The 24,133-nt window shown below is 27.8% G+C and carries 24 protein-coding genes; 9 read left to right on the top strand and 15 right to left on the bottom strand.

Going from position 1 to position 24,133, the window contains the following annotated elements:
- Positions 1–29: 29 nt before the first annotated feature.
- The 15 genes from U8307_RS06690 to rpmH form a co-directional block, all read right to left on the bottom strand.
- Positions 30–1,841, bottom strand: coding sequence for an NADH-dependent [FeFe] hydrogenase, group A6 (locus tag U8307_RS06690; protein WP_326911567.1), 1,812 nt, complete (start codon positions 1,839–1,841; stop codon positions 30–32).
- Between the two features lie 18 nt (positions 1,842–1,859).
- Positions 1,860–3,650 (bottom strand): NADH-quinone oxidoreductase subunit NuoF, encoded by a 1,791-nt coding sequence (nuoF, locus tag U8307_RS06685; protein WP_326911314.1) that lies wholly within the window; start codon positions 3,648–3,650, stop codon positions 1,860–1,862.
- Between the two features lie 30 nt (positions 3,651–3,680).
- Complete coding sequence (locus U8307_RS06680; protein WP_326911312.1) at positions 3,681–4,046, bottom strand: (2Fe-2S) ferredoxin domain-containing protein; 366 nt, start codon at positions 4,044–4,046, stop codon at positions 3,681–3,683.
- Between the two features lie 9 nt (positions 4,047–4,055).
- Positions 4,056–4,544: an NADH-quinone oxidoreductase subunit NuoE gene (nuoE, locus tag U8307_RS06675; RefSeq protein ID WP_326911310.1), complete on the bottom strand. Its 489-nt coding sequence runs from the start codon at positions 4,542–4,544 to the stop codon at positions 4,056–4,058.
- A gap of 373 nt (positions 4,545–4,917) precedes the next feature.
- Positions 4,918–5,766: a ParB/RepB/Spo0J family partition protein gene (locus U8307_RS06670; RefSeq protein WP_326911308.1), complete on the bottom strand. Its 849-nt coding sequence runs from the start codon at positions 5,764–5,766 to the stop codon at positions 4,918–4,920.
- Between the two features lie 11 nt (positions 5,767–5,777).
- The gene (locus U8307_RS06665) at positions 5,778–6,539 is read right to left on the bottom strand and encodes a ParA family protein (RefSeq protein ID WP_326911307.1); all 762 of its coding nucleotides are present in this window, start codon (positions 6,537–6,539) and stop codon (positions 5,778–5,780) included.
- A gap of 5 nt (positions 6,540–6,544) precedes the next feature.
- Positions 6,545–7,339 carry a nucleoid occlusion protein gene (noc, locus tag U8307_RS06660; RefSeq protein ID WP_326911304.1) on the bottom strand — a complete coding sequence of 265 codons (795 nt, stop codon included), beginning with the start codon at positions 7,337–7,339 and terminating at the stop codon, positions 6,545–6,547.
- A 13-nt stretch (positions 7,340–7,352) separates the two neighbouring features.
- A complete protein-coding gene (gene rsmG, locus U8307_RS06655) occupies positions 7,353–8,072 on the bottom strand; it encodes a 16S rRNA (guanine(527)-N(7))-methyltransferase RsmG (protein WP_326911301.1) in 720 nt (239 codons plus the stop codon).
- Positions 8,059–9,981, bottom strand: coding sequence for a tRNA uridine-5-carboxymethylaminomethyl(34) synthesis enzyme MnmG (gene mnmG / locus U8307_RS06650; RefSeq protein WP_326911300.1), 1,923 nt, complete (start codon positions 9,979–9,981; stop codon positions 8,059–8,061). The genes rsmG and mnmG overlap by 14 nt, the downstream gene beginning before the upstream one ends.
- 16 nt (positions 9,982–9,997) lie before the next feature.
- Positions 9,998–11,377 (bottom strand): tRNA uridine-5-carboxymethylaminomethyl(34) synthesis GTPase MnmE, encoded by a 1,380-nt coding sequence (mnmE, locus tag U8307_RS06645; protein ID WP_326911299.1) that lies wholly within the window; start codon positions 11,375–11,377, stop codon positions 9,998–10,000.
- Between the two features lie 132 nt (positions 11,378–11,509).
- A complete protein-coding gene (gene jag, locus U8307_RS06640; protein WP_326911297.1) occupies positions 11,510–12,133 on the bottom strand; it encodes an RNA-binding cell elongation regulator Jag/EloR in 624 nt (207 codons plus the stop codon).
- Positions 12,134–12,913 carry a YidC/Oxa1 family membrane protein insertase gene (locus U8307_RS06635; RefSeq protein ID WP_326911295.1) on the bottom strand — a complete coding sequence of 260 codons (780 nt, stop codon included), beginning with the start codon at positions 12,911–12,913 and terminating at the stop codon, positions 12,134–12,136. It lies immediately after the preceding gene.
- A gap of 14 nt (positions 12,914–12,927) precedes the next feature.
- A complete protein-coding gene (gene yidD, locus U8307_RS06630) occupies positions 12,928–13,137 on the bottom strand; it encodes a membrane protein insertion efficiency factor YidD (protein WP_326911566.1) in 210 nt (69 codons plus the stop codon).
- Positions 13,130–13,471 (bottom strand): ribonuclease P protein component, encoded by a 342-nt coding sequence (gene rnpA, locus U8307_RS06625; RefSeq protein ID WP_326911292.1) that lies wholly within the window; start codon positions 13,469–13,471, stop codon positions 13,130–13,132. Before rnpA ends, yidD begins: the two co-directional genes overlap by 8 nt.
- A gap of 49 nt (positions 13,472–13,520) precedes the next feature.
- Positions 13,521–13,655 carry a 50S ribosomal protein L34 gene (gene rpmH, locus U8307_RS06620; protein WP_326911290.1) on the bottom strand — a complete coding sequence of 45 codons (135 nt, stop codon included), beginning with the start codon at positions 13,653–13,655 and terminating at the stop codon, positions 13,521–13,523.
- 403 nt (positions 13,656–14,058) lie between these two features.
- On the opposite strand from rpmH, the gene dnaA reads away from it, so the two are divergent.
- The 9 genes from dnaA (at position 14,059) to U8307_RS06575 (ending at position 24,076) form a co-directional block, all read left to right on the top strand.
- A complete protein-coding gene (gene dnaA, locus U8307_RS06615; RefSeq protein WP_326911288.1) occupies positions 14,059–15,393 on the top strand; it encodes a chromosomal replication initiator protein DnaA in 1,335 nt (444 codons plus the stop codon).
- A gap of 246 nt (positions 15,394–15,639) precedes the next feature.
- A complete protein-coding gene (gene dnaN / locus U8307_RS06610) occupies positions 15,640–16,740 on the top strand; it encodes a DNA polymerase III subunit beta (RefSeq protein ID WP_326911287.1) in 1,101 nt (366 codons plus the stop codon).
- Positions 16,741–16,842: 102 nt separating this feature from the next.
- Positions 16,843–17,058, top strand: a complete 216-nt coding sequence (locus tag U8307_RS06605; RefSeq protein ID WP_326911285.1) for an RNA-binding S4 domain-containing protein — start codon at positions 16,843–16,845, stop codon at positions 17,056–17,058.
- A complete protein-coding gene (recF, locus tag U8307_RS06600; protein WP_326911283.1) occupies positions 17,058–18,179 on the top strand; it encodes a DNA replication/repair protein RecF in 1,122 nt (373 codons plus the stop codon). The genes U8307_RS06605 and recF overlap by 1 nt, the downstream gene beginning before the upstream one ends.
- Positions 18,180–18,194: 15 nt before the next feature.
- A complete protein-coding gene (gene gyrB, locus U8307_RS06595; protein ID WP_326911281.1) occupies positions 18,195–20,105 on the top strand; it encodes a DNA topoisomerase (ATP-hydrolyzing) subunit B in 1,911 nt (636 codons plus the stop codon).
- Between the two features lie 30 nt (positions 20,106–20,135).
- Positions 20,136–22,589 (top strand): DNA gyrase subunit A, encoded by a 2,454-nt coding sequence (gene gyrA, locus U8307_RS06590; protein WP_326911280.1) that lies wholly within the window; start codon positions 20,136–20,138, stop codon positions 22,587–22,589.
- Between the two features lie 20 nt (positions 22,590–22,609).
- The gene (locus U8307_RS06585; protein WP_326911278.1) at positions 22,610–22,924 is read left to right on the top strand and encodes an STAS domain-containing protein; all 315 of its coding nucleotides are present in this window, start codon (positions 22,610–22,612) and stop codon (positions 22,922–22,924) included.
- Between the two features lie 5 nt (positions 22,925–22,929).
- The gene (locus U8307_RS06580) at positions 22,930–23,298 is read left to right on the top strand and encodes an ATP-binding protein (RefSeq protein WP_326911276.1); all 369 of its coding nucleotides are present in this window, start codon (positions 22,930–22,932) and stop codon (positions 23,296–23,298) included.
- A gap of 16 nt (positions 23,299–23,314) precedes the next feature.
- Entirely contained in the window at positions 23,315–24,076 is a 762-nt protein-coding gene (locus tag U8307_RS06575; protein WP_326911274.1) for a SigB/SigF/SigG family RNA polymerase sigma factor, read from the top strand.
- Positions 24,077–24,133 lie beyond the last annotated feature (57 nt).

Here is a 24,133-nt window from a genome sequence, read left to right as displayed (position 1 = left end):
AAAAAATACCGGCATTAGCCGGTATTTTTCTATTTAAGTTTCTCAAATAATCTATCTAATTCCTCTTGTTGATCAACTTGATATACTTCAATTTTTTTATATTGAGTATGAAGAAGTTTATGTGATAAGTGACTATTTGGTTCTTTCAAATATTCTTCATAAAGTTTCACAACTTCAGGATTTTTATGAGATTTTCTAAGAGGTAGTGATTTATCAAGCTCATAAAGAGCATTTGCTCTGCTCATTTTTGGATTAATATCTAATCTTGATTTAGCTGATACATGAGATTGACCTCCTCCATGTACACAGCCTCCTGGACAAGCCATAATCTCAATAAAGTGATATTCTTTTTCGCCAGATTTTACTGCTTCTAAAACTTTAGCTGCATTTGATGTTCCATGAGCTACAGCAACCTTCACCTCTGTTTCCTTTCCATCTATAGGTAAAATAACCGAAGCTTCTTTTACACCGTCTAAACCTCTTACAACTTGATAATCAATTTCTTTTAAATCCTTACCTGTTAAAATATCTGCAACTGTTCTAAGAGCAGCTTCCATAACTCCACCAGTAGCTCCGAATATTGCCCCTGCGCCAGAATACTCACCTAAAATATTGTCAGGATGCTCATCAGGCAATTTTGTAAAATCAATTCTTCCTTGTTTTATCATATCACCAAGTTCTCTAGTAGTTAATGATATATCAACATCCCTTATGCCATCTACCTCCATTTCAGGTCTGTTAGCTTCTGTTTTCTTAGAAGTACAAGGCATAACTGATACACAAACTATATCCTTAGGATCAATGCCAGCTTTTTCTGCATAGTATGTCTTTAATATTGCACCAAACATCTGCTGCGGAGACTTGCATGTAGAAAGATTTTCTAAAAATTCAGGATAATTTATTTCACAGAATCTAATCCATCCTGGGGAACAAGAAGTAATCATAGGTAACTTTCCACCATTTTTTACTCTGTTTAAAAGCTCCGTTCCTTCTTCCATTATTGTTAAATCAGCTGAGAAGTTTGTATCAAACACTTTATCAAATCCAAGCCTTTTTAATGCAGCAACCATTTTTCCTGTAATATCTGTCCCAACAGGATACCCAAATTCTTCTCCTAGTGATGCTCTAACAGCTGGAGCTGTTTGTACAACAACATATTTCTTTGGATCATCAATTACATCCCAAACGTCATCTATATATGTTCTTTCCCTAAGTGCAGCAACAGGACATGCATTTATACACTGACCACAATAAACACAAGGTACATCTTTCATACTATAATCGAAAGCAGGTGCTACCTCTGTATTAAATCCTCTCTTTGTAAAATCTAAAATACCTATTTCCTGAACATTTTTACATGTACTAACACATCTTCCGCATAATATACATTTAGTAGTATCTCTTACTATAGAATGAGATAACTTATCTATTTTTGCTTCTCTTTTTTCTCCTTGATATTCGATTTCTTCTATACCAAGTTCATTACAGAGTTTTTGTAATTCGCAAGTACCATTTCTTAAACATGTTAAACATTCTCTATTATGGTTTGCCAAAATTAACTCTACGTTCATTTTAATTGCGTTTCTTACTCTTGCTGTATTTGTTCTTACGTTCATACCTTCTTGAACCTGCAGTACACATGAAGCAGGTAAATTTCTCATTGGAACACCATTTATATCAACTTCAACAACACAAACTCTACAAGCTGCTACTTCATTTATATCTTTTAAATAGCAAAGTGTAGGTATATCTATTCCGGCTTCTCTTGCTGCTAACAATACTGTATATTCTTTCGGTACATTTATTTTTAAACCATTAATAGTTAAATTAACTCTTTCCAAATTTAACACCTACCTCTCCTACTTTTTAATAATAGCATGGAAACTACAAGCATCCATACAAGCACCACATTTTATACATTTATCCTGATTAATTATATGAACTTCCTTTACTTTACCTTCAATTGCACCTACAGGACATACTCTTGCACACTTTGTACATCCTTTACAGTTCATAGTTATAATATATCTTAATAGAGACTGACATACACCTGCTGGACATCTTTTATCAATTACATGTGCTTCATATTCATCTCTAAAGTATTTTAATGTTGATAATACTGGATTTGGTGCTGTTTGGCCAAGCCCACAAAGAGAAGTTTCTTTTATATTAATTGCCAATTTCTCAAGTTTGTCTAAATCCTCCATTGTACCTTTGCCTTCAGTAATTTTATCTAAAATTTCTAGCATTCTCTTTGTACCTTCTCTACAAGGCGTACATTTACCACATGATTCATCAACAGTAAAGTCTAAAAAGAATCTTGCAATATCAACCATACAATTATCTTCATCCATTACTATCATTCCACCTGAACCCATCATTGAACCTAAGGCTACTAAATTCTCATAGTCAATTTGAGTATCTAAATGATCTTTTGTTAAACACCCACCTGATGGTCCTCCAGTTTGTACTGCTTTAAACTCTTTACCATTAGGACAGCCTCCGCCAATATCATAAATTACTTCTCTTAAAGTCGTCCCCATTGGAACTTCAACTAACCCCGTATTATTAATTTTACCACCTAGTGCAAATACCTTAGTTCCCGGTGATTTTGCAGTACCAAAACTTTTAAACCATTCTGGCCCTTTAATAATTATTTGTGGTACATTAGCTAAAGTTTCAACATTATTAATAATAGTAGGCTTACCCCAAAGTCCTTTATTAGCAGGAAATGGTGGTTTGTTACGAGACATGCCTCTCTTTCCTTCTATAGATTGCATTAATGCAGTTTCCTCTCCACAAACAAATGCTCCTGCACCAAGTCTTATTTCAACATCAAAATCAAAATCCGTTTCAAATAATTTACTACCTAATAACCCTAACTCCCTAGCTTGTTTAATTGCAATTTCTAATCTATGCACTGCTATAGGATACTCAGCTCTTACATATATAAATCCCTTAGTTGCACCTATTGCATAACCTGCAATAGCCATAGCTTCTAAAACGGAGTGAGGATCTCCTTCAAGTACACTTCTATCCATAAAAGCACCTGGATCTCCTTCATCTGCATTACAAATTACATACTTCTGATCCGATTCATTAGGTGCTGCAAAACTCCACTTCATTCCTGTAGAGAAACCAGCTCCTCCTCTTCCTTTTAAACCTGAATCCTTTATTAATTTAATTACTTCCTCTGAAGACATTTCAGTTAAAACTTTTCCTAAAGCCATATAACCATCTCTGGCAATATATTCATTAATATTTTCAGGATTAATTACACCACAGTTTCTTAAAGCTACCCTTTTTTGTTTTTTATAAAAATCGACATCACCAAGAGATTTTATTATGTCATCTTTAGTACTTTCTTCAAATAAGTATTTCTTTACTATTCTACCTTTAAGCAAATGTTCTTCTACTATTTCATCAACTCTATCAACAGTCATTCTTGCATAAAATGATCCTTCTGGATATATAATAACGACTGGTCCTACTTCACATAAACCAAAACATCCTGTAGCAATAACTTGAATTTCATCGTCCAGATTTACTTCTTTTATTTTTTCTTCAAATCTTTTCTTAATTAAATCAGATTTAGAAGAAGTACATCCAGTCCCTCCACATACTAAAACATGAGACCTGAAAATCTTCATAATTCTACCTCCATAACTTCATTCCTCTCATTACTTTACTGATCCTATTGTATATTCATTAATTACGTTACCATTAACAATGTGCTCTAAAACAATTCTCTTAGCTTTTTCACTATCTACGTGAATATATGTAACCTTTTCATTATTTGGAGTATAAATTTCTACAATAGGTTCATATGTGCACATTCCTATACATCCAGTCTGAACTACTTGCACATTGTTTAAATTTCTTTTTGCAACTTCTTCTACAAGCGTACTTAATACTGGCCTTGCACCAGCTGATATCCCGCAAGTAGCCATACCAACTACTATCCTTATATCCTTATCTGTATTACGCATTTCAATATTTTTTATTGAATCTTCTCTTAATTTTCTTAATTCCTCTAATGATTTCATATAACACCTCTATTCCATATATTTTGATAAAATTTCAGGTATCTTCTTAGGGTCTAACTTTCCATATACTTCATCATCAATCATCATTACAGGGGCTAATCCACAACAACCTAAGCACCTAGTAGCCTCAAGAGTAAATAAATTATCTTCTGTTGTTCCTCCAACCTTAATATTTAATTCCTTTGATAACTTGTCCAATACTAATTGAGAACCTTTTACATAACAAGCTGTTCCTAAACAAACGCCAATTTTATGTTTGCCTTTTGGGTCTATAGAAAATTGTGTGTAAAAAGTTGCCACTCCATAAACTTCTGCTAAGGGTATATCCAATTCATAGGATATGAATTTTTGAACTTCAATAGGTAGATATCCAAAGATTTGTTGTGCTTTGTGTAACGTTTGCATTAAAACACCTTGATTATCTTTAGTCGCTTTAATATACTCCTTTAAAGCTAAAAAATCCTTTTCCCTAGCTATTACGTTTAGTTGTTTTTGCACTTCAATAACCTCCCTATTATATAATAAGACATAAAATTATATTTAATTATACTTCCTTGTTAATTATATGTCAATTATAAAGAAATAATACTATTTATAGTTAGTATATTATTATTATTGTTACTAATATTAATATTTTTAATTTTATTATTTACTTTAATTTATAAGTAAACCTTTTCTACTTAATTCTATATTTAACATAAATATTTAATAATAGTATATATTTAATTAAAAAGTGTTGCTTCGAAACGCCGCTAGGGTGACCTATGACCCCTTAACGGCAAGAACGTTCCGTCCTTCCTCGTCTTTTATTATATAGGAAAAGAGAACTTTCCTATATAATAAAAAAATCATTGCTAAAACTAACAATGATTCATTCTTCAATATTTAATAAGTCTAAAATTCTATTTAAATCTTCATTATTTGTATATTCAATTTCTATCTTTCCCTTACTTTTTTTGTTTTTTACATTAACTCTTGTAGAAAACCTTTCAGTTAACATTTCTTCTATATAACATAAATATTTATCTTTTTCTACTATTTTCTTTTTTTTCTTTACTTTTTTTGAATCTCTAACAAGTTTTTCAACATCTCTAACACTTAAATTCTCTTTTATTATTCTATTAGTTAATTCTATTTGTCTTTCTGAATCCAAGCTTAAAATAGCTCTTCCATGACCAGCTGAAATTTGATTTGTAATAATTTTATTTTGTACATATTTATCAAGTTTAATTAATCTAGCAATATTAGTAACATACACTCTAGACTTACCTACTATGCTTGAAACCTCTTCCTGAGTTATCCCATAACGCTCAATTATATATTCATAAGCATTAGCTTCATCTATAGGGTTTAAATCTTCCCTTTGTATATTCTCTATCAATGCTATTTCAGAAGCATTTTTATTTTCTATATCTCTGACAATACATGGAATACTACTGATATTAGCATTCTTACAGGCTCTCCATCTTCTTTCCCCAGCTATTATAGTATATAAATTACCATCTTTTCTAACAATTATAGGTTGTATTACCCCATACTTTTTTATGGAATCTGTAAGCTCTTCTAATTTTTCATTCTCAAATACCTTACGAGGTTGATTTGGGTTAGGACGTATTAAACTAGTATCTATATCTTCAATCCTTTGATTATCTTGCTTTTCTAAATCTTCTGGTATTAATGCTGATAAACCCTTGCCCAAGGCTTTTCTTTTAATAGCCATATTCTACCTCCTTAATTATTCTTGATTATTTCATCAGAAAGCTTTAAATATGCTTCACTTCCTTTTGACTTGTTATCATAAAGCATAATAGGTTGACCAAAACTTGGTGCTTCTGCAAGACGAACACTTCTAGGAATTACCGTTCTATAAACCTTATCTTTGAAATATCTTTTTACTTCTTCGACTACTTGAATAGACAAGTTTGTTCTTCCATCAAACATATTGAGTAAAACACCTTCTATCTCAAGCTTAGGATTTAAACTTCTTTTTACTATTCCTACAGTATCTATAAGCTGGCTTACTCCTTCTAAAGAATAGTATTCGCATTGAATAGGAATTAAAACTGTTTTTGAAGCAGTAAGTGCATTTAAAGATAATAAGCCTAACGATGGCGGACAATCAATTATAATATAATCATATTTATTGTCTATTAAATTAATTTTTTCTCTTAACGTCTTTTCTCTGAACTTGGTTTTCGTTAACTCTATCTCCGCACCCGCAAGTTGAATATTTGATGGAATTAAATCTAAATTTTCTATTTCTGTCTTACAGATAACTTTATTTATATCGTAATTCTCTATTAAGACATCATAAATTGAATACTCAAGTTCATTTTTTTCAATACCAAATCCACTAGTAGAATTACCTTGAGGATCAACATCAATGCTCAATATTCTTTTACCTTTTAAAGCTAGAGCTGCACATAAATTTACATTTGTTGTTGTTTTACCTACTCCACCTTTTTGATTGAATATGCTTATTATCTTAGACATAATTATCATCCCTTATATGATTTTTTCGGTATTCTCACTTTTAGTTCTATATATTCTTCTGATTCTTTTTGTTCGAATTTTGCTTCTACACCTGTTTTTATAATTTCATTATAAGCATTCTTAATTGTATTTATATATATTTTATAATTTATAAAATTTCTGACATAACGCTTGTCCTTCATTCTTTTATAATTTACATCTTCAATAAGTGACTTTACAAGTTTTTCTGTAGCACTGACATTTAAATCTTTCTTAATAACTTTATCAACTATATTTAGTAATAACTCTTCATCTTCAACCTTTAAAAGTGCTCTGGCATGACGTTCACTTAATCCGCCTTCTCTAATTTTTTGTTTAACACTTACTGGAAGCTTTAATATTCTCATTTTATTTGCAATAGTAGATTGAGATTTGCCAAGTTTTTCAGCCAATTGGGTTTGATTAATTTCAAAATCTTCAATCAACCTTTGATAAGCCATTGCTTCTTCTATAAAATCCAAATCTTCTCTCTGTAAGTTTTCAATCAAAGCCATTGCAGCAGATTCTTCTTCTTTTACTTCAATAACTACAGCAGGAATTATTTCCATCTCTAATAATTTAGCAGCTTTCAAACGTCTTTCTCCTGCTATTATTTCGTAAATATCGTCATATATTTTTCTTACTGTAATAGGTTGTATAATTCCATAATTTTTAATTGACTGGCTTAATTCTTCTAGTGCTTTATTATCAAATATTTTCCTAGGTTGATTTTTATTAGGAATTATTTTGTTAATATCAATATTAACAATATTTTTTATCAAAAAACTCTCCCCCTTATATTAACGGATCTTTACTAGGCTTCCCTGCTTTTCTTGGATAATTCTTATGAGTGTTTTCAATTTTTTCTATGATAACTATTTTTCTAATTATATCGGTCCCTGGCAATTTTATTTCTCGAGTTTCTTTTATTATACCACCTAATTTTCTTATTGCACTACTTGAATCAATTATTTCCTGGGAAATATTCTCACTTTTATAAGAAGCAAAATAGCCCCCAATTTTTACAAAAGGTAAACAATATTCACTTAATACATTTAAAGGAGCAACTGCCCGAGATACACATATGTCAAAGTTTTCTCTATATTTTTTATCCCTGCCAAAATCTTCGGCTCTACCATGAATTAAATCTACACCTTGTAAATTGAGATTTTGAACAACAATTAACAAAAAATCAATTCTTTTCCTTAAACTGTCTAACAGGGTTATATGGAAATTATTATTTACAATCTTTAGAGGAAGTCCTGGAAAACCTCCTCCTGTACCAACATCAATAAGATTTTTCTCTTCAATTGAACTATTTTCATCTAATAAAAGAATGCTATCTATAAAATGCTTAACATAAATATCTTTATCATTATCTATAGCAGTAATATTAATTTTTTGATTCCATTCTTTTAATAAATCCTTGTATTTTATAAATTTTTCCTCAATATCTCTATTATATATTAAATCAAGCTCTTTAAAACCTTCTTCTAATATCTTAATAAGACTCACCTTCTTTTCTTAAGCTTTGTTTTTTTCTTCTTCTTTGCTCAAGATAAATTAGTAAAACATTAATATCTGATGGTGATACACCTGATATTCTAGAAGCTTGGCCAATTGATTCAGGTCTTATTTTATCAAGTTTTTGACTTGCTTCTAACCTAAGACCACTAATATTTTTATAATCTATATTTTCATGAATTATTTTATTTTCAAGTTTCTTAAATTGTTCAATTTGTCTAATTTGTTTACCTATATATCCTTCATATTTAATTACAGTTTCAACATAATCTTTTATTTCTTTCTTCATTTCTGGTCTATCTTTATCTAAATTAATTGTATTTTCATAATTAATTTCAGGTCTTCTTAGTAACTCATACAAACTTGCTGGCATTTTTAAAGGAACACTTTTTATACTTTCTAAATATTCATTTACCTCTGATTTAGGAGTAATCTTAACATTCTTTATTCTATCTAATTCTTCATTTATTTTTTGTTTTTTGTTCCTAAACCTACTATATCTTTCTTCAGTTACAAGCCCTATTTTATAACCTTTATCAGTTAATCTATCATCGGCATTATCTTGTCTTAAAATCAATCTGTATTCCGCTCTTGAAGTCATCATACGATATGGTTCATTTGTTCCTTTTGTAACCAAATCATCTATCAAAACTCCAATATATGCCTCAGACCTGTCTAATACTAATGGTTCTCTGCCCTTCAAACTCATCACTGCGTTTATACCAGCAATTAATCCTTGAGCTGCAGCTTCTTCATATCCAGAACTACCATTTACTTGCCCAGCAAAAAATAAGTTATTAATATTTCTCATTTCAAGGCTTCTTTTTAACTGTGTAGGATCTATACAATCATATTCTATAGCATATGCCGGACGCATAATTTCAGAATTTTCCAAACCAATCATTGTTCTATACATTTCAATTTGTACTTCATAAGGTAGAGATGAAGACATACCTTGAATATACATCTCTTTAGTATCCAAGCCTTCAGGCTCTATAAAAAGTTGATGTCTTTCTTTATCTGAAAATTTAACAACTTTATCTTCTATTGAAGGACAATATCTTGGTCCTATACTTTTAATTACTCCTTCATATAGTGGAGATCTATCTAAATTTTCTCGAATTATTTCGTGAGTTTTTTGTGTTGTATATGAAATATAGCATGGTACTTGATTTATATTAATTTCATCGGTCATAAATGAAAATGGAATTATTTCATTATCCCCTGTCTGAATTTCAACCTTATCATAATTTATTGAATCTGAATGAACTCTGGCTGGTGTACCAGTTTTAAATTTACGTAAACTTATTCCCAAATCCACAAGTGAGTCAGATAATTCATTTGCAGGTGATAATCCATTAGGACCAGAAGAATAATTTAATTCACCTATATATACTCTTCCCTTAAGATAAGTCCCTGAAGTAATTATAACAGCTTTTGCCTTATATATTGCACCAAATTTAGTACTTATATTAAAGCTTCCATCTGAATTAACAGTTACCTTTGTCGCTTCTTCTTGTTTAAGGGATAATCTTTCTTGATTTTCAATTACTTTTTTCATTTCAGTATGATACTTATTTTTATCTGCTTGTGCCCTTAAAGAATGTACTGCAGGACCTTTCGATATGTTTAACATCTTACATTGTATCATAGTTTTATCTATATTTAAAGCCATTTCTCCCCCAAGGGCATCAATTTCTCTTACTAAATGTCCCTTAGCAGTTCCACCTATATTAGGATTACATGGCATCATTGCTATTGAATCTAAAGTCATTGTAAGCATAAGGGTTTTCATGCCAAGTCTTGACGCCGCCAAAGCAGCTTCACAGCCTGCATGACCTGCACCTACAACAACTATGTCAAACTCTTCTGCAAGAAATTCTCTTACTGTAACTTCCATATTTTATCCTTTCTAATTACTTACCTATGCAAAATTCATTAAATATTTTCTCTACTAAATCATCACTTACAGACTTACCAACTATTAGTCCTAAGCTTTCCATTGCTTCTTTTAAATCAATTTCAATAAAATCAATAGTCATATTACTATCAATTGACTTTAGTACGTCTTCTAAACTTTTCTTAGCTTTTATTAATAAATTTTTATGTCTTAAGTTATTAATTATTAAATCGTTACTTAAATTTATTGAACCTTCAAAAAATAATTCATTTATTCTATTAATAATTTCTTCCAATCCTTGATTTCTTAAAACTGATACATCAATAATATTCTTATTGATATCTAAATACTTAGATATATCTAATTTATCTTGCAAATCTACTTTATTTTTTATATATATAACTCTTTTTCCTATTATATATTCTAATATTTTTTCATCTTCAACTTCAAGCTCTCTAGAAGAATCAAAAATCATAATTACTAAATCAGCTTCATTAACCTTATTAAGTGCTTTCTCAACTCCAATTTTTTCAACAGTGTCCTCAGTATCCCTTATACCTGCTGTATCAATTATACGTAAAGGTATACCCTTAATATTTACATATTCTTCAATTGTATCTCTGGTTGTACCAGGTATTTCAGTAACAATTGCTCTATTTTCATTTAATAAAAAATTCATTAAAGAAGATTTTCCAACGTTGGGTTTCCCTAAAATTACAGTTCTTATTCCTTCTTTATATATTTTTCCTGTCTCTGATGTTTTAATTAAATTATCCAACTTTTCAACAACATTTTCACTTAAAATTTTAATTTTATGGATAGTTATTTCATCTTCATCATACTCTGGAAAATCTATATTAACTTCAATATTCGCCAATAAATCCATTATTTCATCTATTATAATATTTATTTGTTTTGACAATCTACCTTCCAAATGATTAACAGAAATTTCATGACTTGAATCTGTTTTTGAATTTATAATATCAATTACAGCTTCAGCTTGAGTTAAATCTATTCTACCATTAAGAAAAGCTCTTTTAGTAAATTCTCCTCTTTCAGCTAATCTGCAATCATGTTCCAATATTGATTCTAGAATTTTTTTTGCTGAAATCATACCGCCGTGACAATTAATTTCTATTATATCTTCTCTTGTATATGTGTTTGGTGATTTCATATATGATATTAACACTTCATCTATAATTTTATAATCTTTATCCACAATATATCCATAATGTAGAAATCTTGGCTTAAATTTTATGTTATTTTCCGCTTTTTCATTTTTTTTTATAAAAATTTTTTCTGCAATATTTAATGCATTATCACCACTAATTCTAACTATATTAATTCCTGCATTACCAGGAAATGTTGCAATAGCTGCTATTGTATCGCTATTCATGTTATCACCGTTTCTTTCTAAACAATATATACTATCAATATATACATTTTACATTAAAATTATTTAAATGTACATAACTATTTATCATAAAATATAACCCGGTTGACCGGGTTATATTAATCTTTTATTTACTTACTTTAAATCAATTACTACTTTTCTATATGGTTCTACACCTTCTGAATAAGTAATAATATCTCTTTCTTCCTGTAAAGCTGAGTGAATTATCCTTCTTTCATATGGATTCATTGGCTCTAACCTTACCTTATGATTATAGTATCTGCATTTTTCAGCCATTTTTTTTGCCAGACGTTTTAGCGTCTCTTCTCTTTTTTCTCTGTAATCTTCTACATTAAATATTACTCTAATGTAATTTTGCTTTCCTTTGTTTACAATTAAATTCATTATGAATTGAATTTCATCTAGATTTTTACCTCTTTTTCCTATAACAATACCTTTATCATCATCATCAATATTAGTAATATTAACTTTCAAAGTATTATTTGATAATTCAATTTCATAATCTGCCTTTATGTCCATTTTTTCGAGTAAAAAATCAAAGAATTTCCTAACTTTCTCTTTTGGTCCATTAACAACTGTAACTTTAACCTTAGCACCCTTACTTCCAAAACCGAAAAACCCCTTTGAAGCTTCATTAATTACTTCAATATCGACTTCATCAATTTCAGATTCAAGCTCAGCTATAGCTGCATTTACAGCTTCATCAACAGTAGATCTTTCAATTGTTACACTTTTCATCTATTTTAATTCCTCCTTTGGACGTTTGGACGAATTCATTATTACATATTGCTGAACAGCTTGGAATATATTTGAAACTACCCAGTATAAAGCTAATCCAGACGGAAATTGTATTGAAAATATAAATATCATAATTGGCATCATCATATTCATAGTCTTCTGAGTAGATTGCTGTTGTTCATTTACTGTAGGTTGCCCAGCAGATGTCATCTTTGTAGTTAAATAAGTTGTAAAACCTGAAATCACTGCTAAAATAGGAACTGCAGCACCGATAAAAGGTAATTCAATTCCTCCCATTGATAAACCATTTACAATTCCATCTGAAAATACATAATTTTCAGTAAAGCCTAAATCACTAATCCACAAAAATGTTTTATTTATTGTATCAAAATAAGCTTGATCTTGAAAAATAAATTTAACAGGTTCTCTCAAAACATAGAAAAAAGCAATTAATATTGGAAACTGTAATAACATTGGTAAACATCCAGTAAAGGGACTATAATTAGCTTCCTTATATAATTCCATTTGTTTTCTTTGTAATGTTTGTGGATCTTTTCCGTATTTTTCTTGTAATTCTTTAATTTGTGGATTTAACTCCTGCATCTTTTTCATTGATTTTGTCTGCTTTAAAGTTAGAGGCATTAAAACCAATTTAAAAATAATTGTAGATAAGATTATTGATATTGCATATGCAGACAATATTTCAGTATCTACTACCAATACCATATTATATAACAATTTTACAAGCATACCAATAGGTACAGCAATGAAATCTAACATTATTATCCTCCGTATTATTTCAAAGGATCATACCCACCAGGATTAAAAGGATGACATCTTAATATTCGACGTATTCCCAGATATGAGCCTTTAAAAAAACCATATTTTTGTAGTGCTTCTATAAAATATTGTGAACAAGTAGGATAAAACCTACAGTGTCTAATGCCTGTACTAGAAGAAAATTTCTGATATAACTTTATTATATTAATTAATATTTTACTTATTTAACTCACCCTTAAATAAATTCTTTTTCTTTATTAATTTATTAAAAGATTTTTCTAATTTTTTATAATCAGATTCAGTAGCATTTACTCTTGCCATTAATATTATATCATAACCCTCTTTTAACTTATACTCATTAAGTCTTACTATTTCTTTTAACCTTCTTCTAATAATATTTCTGGCAACTGCTTTTTTTATTTTTTTCGCAGTTGTAAAACCAAACCTATTATATCCTAATTTATTATTTTTAAGAAATAAAACTAGATTATAATCTGAAACAGAATTTTTACAATTATAAACAGACTTATATTCTATATTTTTCTTTATTATTATCATATTAATACCTTAGTATTCTTTATTGGAATAAAAGGCCACTAATGCGGCCTTATGCTGACAATTTTTTTCTACCTTTTGTCCTTCTTCTTTTTAAAACATTTCTTCCAGATTTTGTACTCATTCTTTTAATAAATCCATGTTCTCTGCTTCTTTGTCTTCTTTTTGGTTGATAAGTTCTTTTCACTGTAAAAACACCTCCTTACGCAGCAGATATCTATATAAATATCTAAAATTTTCATATTTATAAATTATAATATTTTTGATATTGCATGTCAAGCATACAAAAAAGATTTTAGCTATTGTAATATACTACATTTTAAATCATTTTGCAATTATTTTTTAAAAAAAATAAAATTAAATTGAAATTGTGGATAAAAAATGATAAGATTATATAGGCCTGTGGATAAGTTTCTTAATGTGTTTAATTTATGGACAACTTATTGAAAGGCTTTATTAAATGTTGCAAAATAAATTGTTACAATTGTTAATAATTACTATCAACAATTGTTTATACTATACATTTAAATATAAAAAAATTAAATTATCAACAATCTTTTAATTTCTTTATCAACAACGGGGAGGATAAAATGAATTTTGAAGAACTTTGGAATGAGGTCCTTGAAATAGTTAAAGAGGACACAAATCAAGTAAGTTTTAATACTTGGTTTAAACCCCTTAAAATAGTTGCTTATAAGAATAATACTATATATTTAGAAACTGCAGATGACTTTTTAAGGAATACTATACAAAAAAGACATTATAATTTTTTAAAAAATGCATTTAATTATGTATTAAAAAAGGAAACTGAATTAATTCTTACAGTTCCAGGTGAAAATATCGATAATGATTCTAAACATTCAAAAAAAGAAAGCACTTCTGAAGATGATTCTGACACAAACAATAACAGAAAATTAAATCCTAAATACAGATTTGACAATTTTATTATAGGAAATAGTAACAGATTTGCTCATGCTGCCTCTTTAGCAGTAGCAGAGGCACCTTCGTCAGCGTATAATCCATTATTTTTATATGGAGGGGTAGGACTTGGAAAAACTCACTTAATGCATGCAATAGGTCACTATATACTTGATAATAATCCTAATTCTTCAGTTTTATATGTTACTTCAGAAAAATTTACTAATGATTTAATTAACTCTATTAAAGATGGAAAAAATGAAGAATTCAGAAATACCTATAGAAAAGCTGATGTATTATTAGTAGATGATATACAATTTATTGCTGGTAAAGAAAGTACTCAAGAAGAATTTTTTCATACCTTTAATGCACTTCATGAAGCAAATAAACAAATAATTGTATCAAGTGATAATCCACCTAGTGAAATTCCTACTCTTGAAGATAGGTTAAGATCACGTTTTGAATGGGGATTAATAGCTGACATACAACCTCCTGATTATGAAACAAGAACAGCAATACTTAGAAAAAAAGCTGAAGCTGAAAATTATGATGTTCCTGACGAAGTAATATTATATATAGCTCAAAATATTCAATCAAATATCAGAAAACTTGAAGGAGCCCTTATAAGAATTTATGCATATGCATCTTTGACAAATAAAAAGGAAGTTACTCTGGAACTTGCTCAAGAAGCACTAAAACATCTAATTTCTAATAACAAGAAAATTTCTATTATTGATATTAAAGAAGTAGTTTCTAATTATTATAATATTTCAGTAGAAGACTTAATATCAAAAAAGAAAACTAAAAACATAGCATTTCCAAGACAAGTGGCAATGTTTGTTTCTAGAAAACTAACAGATTATTCTCTTCCTAAATTAGGAGAAGAATTTGGAGGTAGAGATCATTCAACGGTTCTTCATGCATATAACAAGATTGAAAGTGATATTGAAAGTAATCAAGAAGTTAAGAAAAATATAGATGATATAATATCCATGCTGAACAATTAGTTATTATTTAAAGCTGTTGACAAAAAGTGAATAGTTGTTAACAAAAACTTATTTTTATTTTTTGTTAACTAATAAAAAATAAATTAATTAACAATCATATTTGTAAACAGATATCTAAATATCAATATGATTTATAGTTTTCAACAAATTAACAGTGCCTACTAATATTACTAATAATTATTTTATATATTACTACTAAAAAAATTTTTATCACTTGTCCACATTTTATTTTATAAGGAGAGAAAAATGAAAATCAAAATAAACCAAAATGATTTTTATAAATCAATAAATATAGTACAAAAAGCTGTTTCTTCAAGAACTGCACTTCCAATTTTATCTGGTATATTAATAGAAGCTAAAAACAATCAATTAATTTTAACTGCAACTGATTTAGAATTAGGAATTAAAACTTATTCTCCATGTGAAGTATTAGAAGAAGGTTCTATAGTTGTACATGCAAGATTAATAGGAGATTTTGTTAGAAAATTACCATCTAATTCTACTGTTTATATTGACTCAACTGAAAAAAATAACATAGAAATAAAATGTTTAAATTCTGAAATAACTATTCTTGGTAATTCAGCAACTGAATATCCTGATAATACATTTAACAATGAAGGTAATACTATAAATATAAAAACTGAATTATTGAAAAATATGATAAAACTTACTTATTTTGCAGCTGCCCAAGAAAATATTAGACCAATATTTACTGGATGTTTAATAGAAATCAAAAATAACATATGTACTTTTGCTGCTCTTGATGGGTATAGAATGGCAGTAAAAAGAGAGCCTATTGAATATGATGGGGAAGTATCAGTAGTAGTTCCTTCTAAAACACTATTAGAAATATTAAGAATAATAGAAGAAAATAAGGGAATTACAAAAATTACAATATCAGATAGTCATATATCTTTTAATTTTGATAATACAACTATAATTTCTAATTTACTTGAAGGTAAATTTATTGATTATGAAGGAATTTTAAAAGATAATTATGTCTCATTATTGAAAATTAATAATACTGATTTTAAAAATAGTATAGAAAGAGCATCTCTATTAGCTAGAGATGATAAAAATAATTTAATAATACTTGACATAAAAGATAATAATATGCAAATTAATTCTGCTTCTGAATATGGAAATGTTGAAGAAAATATTTCTATTGAAAAAGAAGGAGAAAATTTGAAAATTGGATTTAATTCTAAATATATGCTTGATGTTTTAAAAGTTATTGAAAATGAAAAATTAACATTAAGTATAGTTGGAAAAAATAATCCTTGTTTTCTAAAAGAAGAAAATAGTGATAGTTATATTTATATGGTTCTACCAGTAAGAATAAGTTAATTTTTATTATTATATAAAATATAATAAATATAAATTATTACGGTAAAAAATATCCAATATTATAAAAATTAAATAGAATTATTAATAAATTAGAGGTATAATATGGAAAAAATAAAAATAAACACTGATTTTATAAAACTGGATCAATTTTTAAAATATATTAATGTTATAGAAGGAGGGGGTATGGCAAAAATTGTTATTTTGGACGGACTAGTTAAAGTCAACGATGAAGTCATACTTCAAAGAGGAAAAAAATTGCACGAAGGAGATATTGTTGAATTTAACAATTTAAAATATATCATTTCAAAAGAGGAATAATGATAGTAAATAGCTTAAAATTAAGGGATTATAGAAATCTTAAGGAAGTAAATATTGATTTAGATTCAGTTTTAAATATTTTTATTGGAGATAATGGTCAAGGAAAAACTAACCTCCTTGAATCAATATATCTTTGCTCAATAGGAAGAACATTTAGACTTAATAAAGAAAGTGAATTAATTAATTTTGAAGAAAACAAAAGTTTAGTTGAATTATCTTTAATTAAAAATAATTATAAAATTAATATTGAGTTAATTTTAGAAAAAAATAAAAGAAAACAAGTTTTTATAAATAAAGTAAAATTAGATAAAACTTCTGAAATGATAGGTATTTTGAATAATGTTATATTTACTCCCGATGATATGAAGATAATTAAAGGTAGTCCTGTTGAAAGAAGAAAGTTTATAAATATAGATATATCTCAAATTAAACCAAAATATAAATATTTACTAGCTAAATATAAGAAAATAATTACAGAAAGAAATATAATTTTAAAAAATTACTGTACAAAACCAGATAATAAGGATATTATTAATATTTGGAATGATTATTTAATAAATATTGGTACGGAAATAATTTATTATAGAAATGAGTATATAAATAACTTAAAAAAATTTACTATAGATATTTATTCAGATATTTCAGGTAATAAAGAAAAACTAGATATTAATTATATATGTAATATAGGAAATGTAAATGATATGGATAAATCTGATATTAAAGATTTATTTAGGAAAAAAATAAGTTCAAATTTTCAACAGGAATTACAAAAATGTACAACCTTATATGGACCTAATAAAGATGACTTAAGTATAAAAATTAATGGTAAGGAATGTAAGTATTTTGGTTCTCAAGGACAACAACGTTCTGCAATACTTGCAGTTAAATTAGCAGAAATAGAGATAATCAAAAATGAAATAGGTGAATATCCTATTTTGCTATTAGACGATGTTTTATCTGAGCTAGATAGTAAAAGAAAAGGATATTTATTAAATTATATAAAGAATATACAAACAGTTATAACAACAACTGATGACAATGATTTATATAATTTAACAAAATATAGTAATAAAAAAAATTTTTACATAAGTGAAGGTAAAATAGGAAACATTACTAATTAGAGGAGTTATAAATAAATGGTGGAAAAAAATAATAATCATTATGGGGCAGAGCAAATACAGGTTTTAGAAGGATTGGAACCTGTTAGAAAAAGACCTGGTATGTATATTGGCTCAACAGGTGAAAGAGGATTACATCAATTAGTGTATGAGGTAGTAGATAATAGTATAGATGAAGCATTGGCAGGAATTTGCGACACTATATATGTAACAATTAATGAAGATAATTCATTAGTAGTAGAAGATAATGGTAGAGGTATTCCAATAGAAAAAAATGAAAAGACTGGAAAATCAACTTTAGAAACTGTTCTTACCGTACTTCATGCTGGAGGTAAATTTGATAATGATGCTTACAAAGTATCAGGTGGACTTCATGGAGTTGGGGTATCATGTGTAAATGCATTATCAGATTATTTAATAGCAGAAGTAAAATGGAATGGAAAAATATATAGACAAAAGTATTCTAAAGGAATTACACAAACAGATGTTGAGTGTATAGGAAATACTAATAAATCAGGTACGACTATACAATTTTTACCTGACTCTACAATTTTTGAAAAAGTAGACTTTAATTATACTACAATTAAACATAGAATGAGAGAATTAGCATTTTTAAATAAAGGAATTAAAATTATATTAGAGGACAAAAGAAACAATGTAAGAGATGAATTTCACTATGAAGGTGGAATTAAAGAATTTGTTCACTATCTAAATAATAAAAAAAATCCTATACACGAAGAGATAATTTATGCTGAAGGAGAAAAAGAAAAAGTAATAGTTGAATTATCAATTCAATATACAGATTCATATAGTGAAAGCATATACTCTTTTGTTAATAATATTAATACTATTGAAGGTGGAACACATTTAGTAGGATTTAAAACAGCTTTAACAAGAGCTATGAATGATTATGCAAAGAAAAATAATTTAATAAAAGAAAATGATTTATCAATTACAGGGGAAGATATAAGAGAAGGTATAACAGCTGTTTTATCAATAAAAATACCTAATCCACAATTTGAAGGACAAACAAAAACTAAATTAGGTAATAGTGAAGTTAGAGGAATTGTTGATAATATTACAGGAGAAGCTATAAATATTTATTGTGAAGAAAATCCTAAAATAGCTAAACTAATAATTGAAAAAACTTTGAGAGCTGCAAGAGCTAGAGATGCTGCTAGGAAAGCAAGAGATCTTGCTAGAAGAAAAAATGTACTTGATAGTATGGCACTTCCAGGAAAATTAGCTGATTGTTCTGAACGTGATCCAGAATTATGTGAAATTTATATAGTTGAGGGTAATTCAGCAGGTGGTTCAGCTAAAGAGGGAAGAGATAGAAGAACTCAAGCAATTTTACCACTAAGAGGTAAAATTTTAAATGTTGAAAAATCAAGATTAGATAGAATATTAAATTCTGAAGAAATTAAAAATATGATTACAGCTTTTGGTTGTGGTATAGGAGAAGATTTTAATATACAAAAGTTAAGATATGGAAAAATAATAATTATGACAGATGCTGATGTTGATGGGGCGCATATTCGTACTTTACTTTTAACTTTTTTTTATAGATATATGCCTGAACTTATAAGAGAAGGCCATATATATGCTGCTCAACCACCACTTTATAGAGTTAAAAAAGGTAAATTTGAAGAATATGTTTATAGTGATGAAGAATTAAATAAGGTTCTAAATGAAATTGGAAGAGATAATAAATATGAAATTCAAAGATATAAAGGTCTTGGAGAAATGGATCCAGTACAACTTTGGGATACAACTATGAATCCAGCTGATAGAATTTTATTAAAAATAAATGAAGAAGATATAATGGAAGCTGATGAGACTTTTTCTATGCTTATGGGAGATAAAGTAGCACCAAGAAGAGAATTTATTGAGCAAAATGCAAAATATGTAAAAAATTTAGATATATAATATAGATTGCTGTTATTGTGGAGGTTATAAATGAGTGAAATTGAAAATAATGATAAGATTTTACAGACAAATATTACAGAAGAAATGAGAAAATCTTATCTTGATTATGCTATGACTGTTATAGTAAGTAGAGCATTGCCTGATGTTAGAGATGGTTTAAAACCTGTTCATAGAAGAATACTTTATTCGGCTAATGAATTAGGACTTACACCAGATAAACCACATAAGAAAAGTGCACGTATTGTCGGTGATGTACTTGGTAAGTATCATCCACATGGTGATACAGCAGTATATGATGCTATGGTAAGATTGGCTCAAAGTTTTTCAATGCGTTATCCTTTAGTAGATGGTCATGGAAATTTTGGATCAATTGATGGCGATGGTGCAGCAGCAATGCGTTATACAGAAGCACGTATGTCTAAAATGGCATTAGAATTACTTAAGGATTTTAATAAAGATACAGTTGATTTTAAAGCTAACTTTGACGAAACATTAAAAGAGCCTGTTGTTTTACCAGCGAGATTTCCTAATTTATTAGTAAATGGGTCATCTGGTATAGCTGTAGGTATGTCAAGTTCCATTCCTCCACATAATTTGGGGGAAGTAATAAATGGTATAATTGCATACATAGATGATCCAGATATTGATATTCCAGGATTAATGCGATATATAAAAGGACCTGATTTTCCAACAGGTTCAATAATTGTAGGAAAAGATAATATTAGAAATGCTTATATGACTGGAAGAGGTTTAGTAAAAGTTAAATCTCGTGTCGAAATAGAAGAAATGAAAAATAATAAAAGCAGGATAATAGTATCTGAAATACCTTATCAAGTTAATAAAGCCAGATTAATAGAAAAGATGGCAGATTTAGTAAAAGATAAAAGAATTGAAGGAATTTCTGATTTAAGAGATGAAAGTGATAGGACGGGTATGCGTATTGTAATTGAAATAAAAAGAGATTACAATCCTAATGTTATTCTCAATAATTTGTACAAACATACCCAGCTTCAAGATAATTTTAGTATTATTATGATTGCCTTAGTTAATGGTGAACCTAAAGTTTTAAATTTAAAAGATATGATTCATTATTATGTACTTCATCAAAGAGAAATAATAGTAAGAAGAACAAAGTATGATTTAAATAAGGCAGAAGCAAGAGCTCACATTGTCGAAGGTTTAAGAATAGCAATTGACAATATAGATGAAATTATTAAAATAATAAGAGCTTCATATGATGATGCAGAAATAAAATTAATGGAAAGATTCAATTTATCTGAGCTTCAAGCTAGAGCTATTATAGATATGAGGCTAAGACGATTACAAGGCCTTGAAAGAGAAAAGTTAGATACAGAATATGAAGAGTTAATTCAAATGATTAATAAGTTTAAAGAAATTTTAGCTAACCAATACTTAGTTGATCAAATTATAAAAGAAGAAATAACAGATATTAAAAATAAGTATTATGATGAAAGAAGAACAGAAATCATTGCAGATGAAGGTGAAATTAACGTAGAAGATTTAATAGAAGAAGAAAATGTTGCTATAACTTTAACTAATTTTGGATATATAAAGAGATTGCCAGAAGATACATATAAGGTTCAAAGAAGAGGTGGAAAAGGTATAACAGCATTAACAACTAGAGATGAAGACTTCGTTAAAAATTTATTTATTACATCTACACATGATTACTTATTATTTTTAACAAATAAAGGTAAAATGTATAGAATAAAAGCTTATGAAGTACCAGAAGCAAGGCGTCAAGCAAAAGGTACTGCAGCTATTAATCTTATAAACATAGATACAGATGAAAAAATTAGAGCTTTAATTCCTATCAGAGACTATAATGATAATGAATATTTGGTCTTTGCTACTAAAAAAGGTATTATTAAAAAAACAAAACTCACTGAATTTGATACTTCAAGAAAAACAGGTCTTATTGCAATAAAAATTGCTGAAGATGATGAATTAATAAGCGTAAATAAAACTGATGGAACAATGGATATTTTTATTACAACTAAAAATGGTAAAGGAATAAGATTTAGTGAAAGAGATGTAAGAGAAACTGGTAGAAATTCAATGGGAGTAAAAGCTATTACTACGACTAATGATGATGAAATAGTATCTATGGGTATTCTTTCTCAAGAAGAAAATGATAAATTTATTATGACAATTACTAGAAACGGTTATGCTAAAATGACTAATCCAAGTGAATATCGCTGTCAAAATAGAGGCGGAAAGGGAATGAAATCTCATTCTATAAACAAAAAAACTGGAAAAATAGTTGATTGTTTAATAGTAAATAAAGAAGATGATATTATGATATTAAGTTCGAATGGTTCAATAATTAGAATGCATACATCTGGAGTATCAATAATGGGAAGAGATACTCAAGGAGTAATAGCAATGAGACTTAATAATGGTGACAAAGTTGCTTCTGTAGCCAAAATTATACCAGAAGAAGATGTGGAAATAGAAGAATAATATTAATATGGAGGTTTCAAATGTCTTTGAATATAAAATATGGGAAAAATAAAGAAAATAGTTTAGAGATAATACCTGTTGGAGAAGTAGATATATATACTTCTCCAGAATTTAAAAAAGTTATTTTTGATTTAATAGAAACTAAAGATTCTAATATTATAATTAATGGAAATGAATTAGATTATATTGACAGTACAGGTTTAGGTATTTTAATGAGTATATACAAAAAAGCGCAAGAAAAAAGCTTAGAAGTTAGTATAATAAATTTAAAACCAAATATTTATAAATTATTTGATATAACAGGTCTAAATAAAGTATTTAATATTCAAGGGTGAGAATAATGGATAAAGTAAAATTAACAATTCCAAAAAAGTCAGAATACATAAGTACAATAAGATTAACATCTTCAGCATTATCTAATATTAATAGTTTTAATGTAGATGATATAGAAGATATTAAAGTTATTGTATCAGAAATTTGCATATTTTTTATAAATAATATAAAAGAGAATGAAAAACCTTTTGAAGTAGAATATATTATTGATAATGACAAATTTAAAGTAAAAGTGACTGATTTAAATAAGGGAAAAGTAAATAAAAAAAATGAGATTAAAGATGAAATGTGTATTCTAATAATTGAAAGCTTATCGGATAAATATGAATTAGATTTAGACTACAATAAAATTAGTTTTGAAAAATATATGAACTAGTATGGATGTTGGTGGTATGAAGATAATGGGGCAAAACTCAAAAAATATAAAAAATCAAGATTTATTTATTCAATATGAAAAAACAAAAAATATTGATGTAAGAAATCAAATTTTTGAAAAATATAAATATATGGCAGAAATCATATCAAAAAAATATTCTAATAGAGGAATAGAATATGAAGATATTTATCAAATAGCTTGTATGGGTTTAATTTATGCTATCGAAAGATTCGACATTTCTAGAGGGTTTGAATTTACTAGCTTTGCAACTCCTACTATACTAGGTGAAATAAAAAAATATTTCAGAGATAAAGGTTGGTCTATAAAAGTACCTAGAAAAATACAGGAAATATCTAAGAAAGTAAATGAATGTTACAATATACTTAGCAATGAACTTCATAGAACTCCTTCTGTAAAAGAAATATCAGATTATGTGAAATGTTCAGAAGAAGAAGTATTAGAAGCTTTTGAAGCAGGAAAAATGTTTAATTCTCAATCTTTGGACATAAAGTTTGATTTAAAAAATGAAGAAAGTCAAATTTCATTGTTAGATTTAGTGGGAGAAGAAGATAAAGAATATTTAAAAATAGAAAACGAAGATTTTATAAATAAATCATTAAAAAAGTTGAACGAACTGGAAAGGAACATTATTTTAAAAAGGTATTATTCTAATAAAACACAAAGTGATATAGCAAAGGAATTAAACATTTCTCAAATGACAGTTTCTAGAATAGAAAAGAAAACTTTGGAAAAATTAAGAATAGAATTTAATAAATAACATAACGAGTAAAGTAAAGTGATTGCTAATGTAATTACTTCTGATAATTAAATAAAG

This window comes from Sedimentibacter sp. MB31-C6 (assembly GCF_035934735.1).
Classification (GTDB): domain Bacteria; phylum Bacillota; class Clostridia; order Tissierellales; family Sedimentibacteraceae; genus Sedimentibacter.
This window is presented reverse-complemented; position numbering and strand designations above follow the sequence as displayed.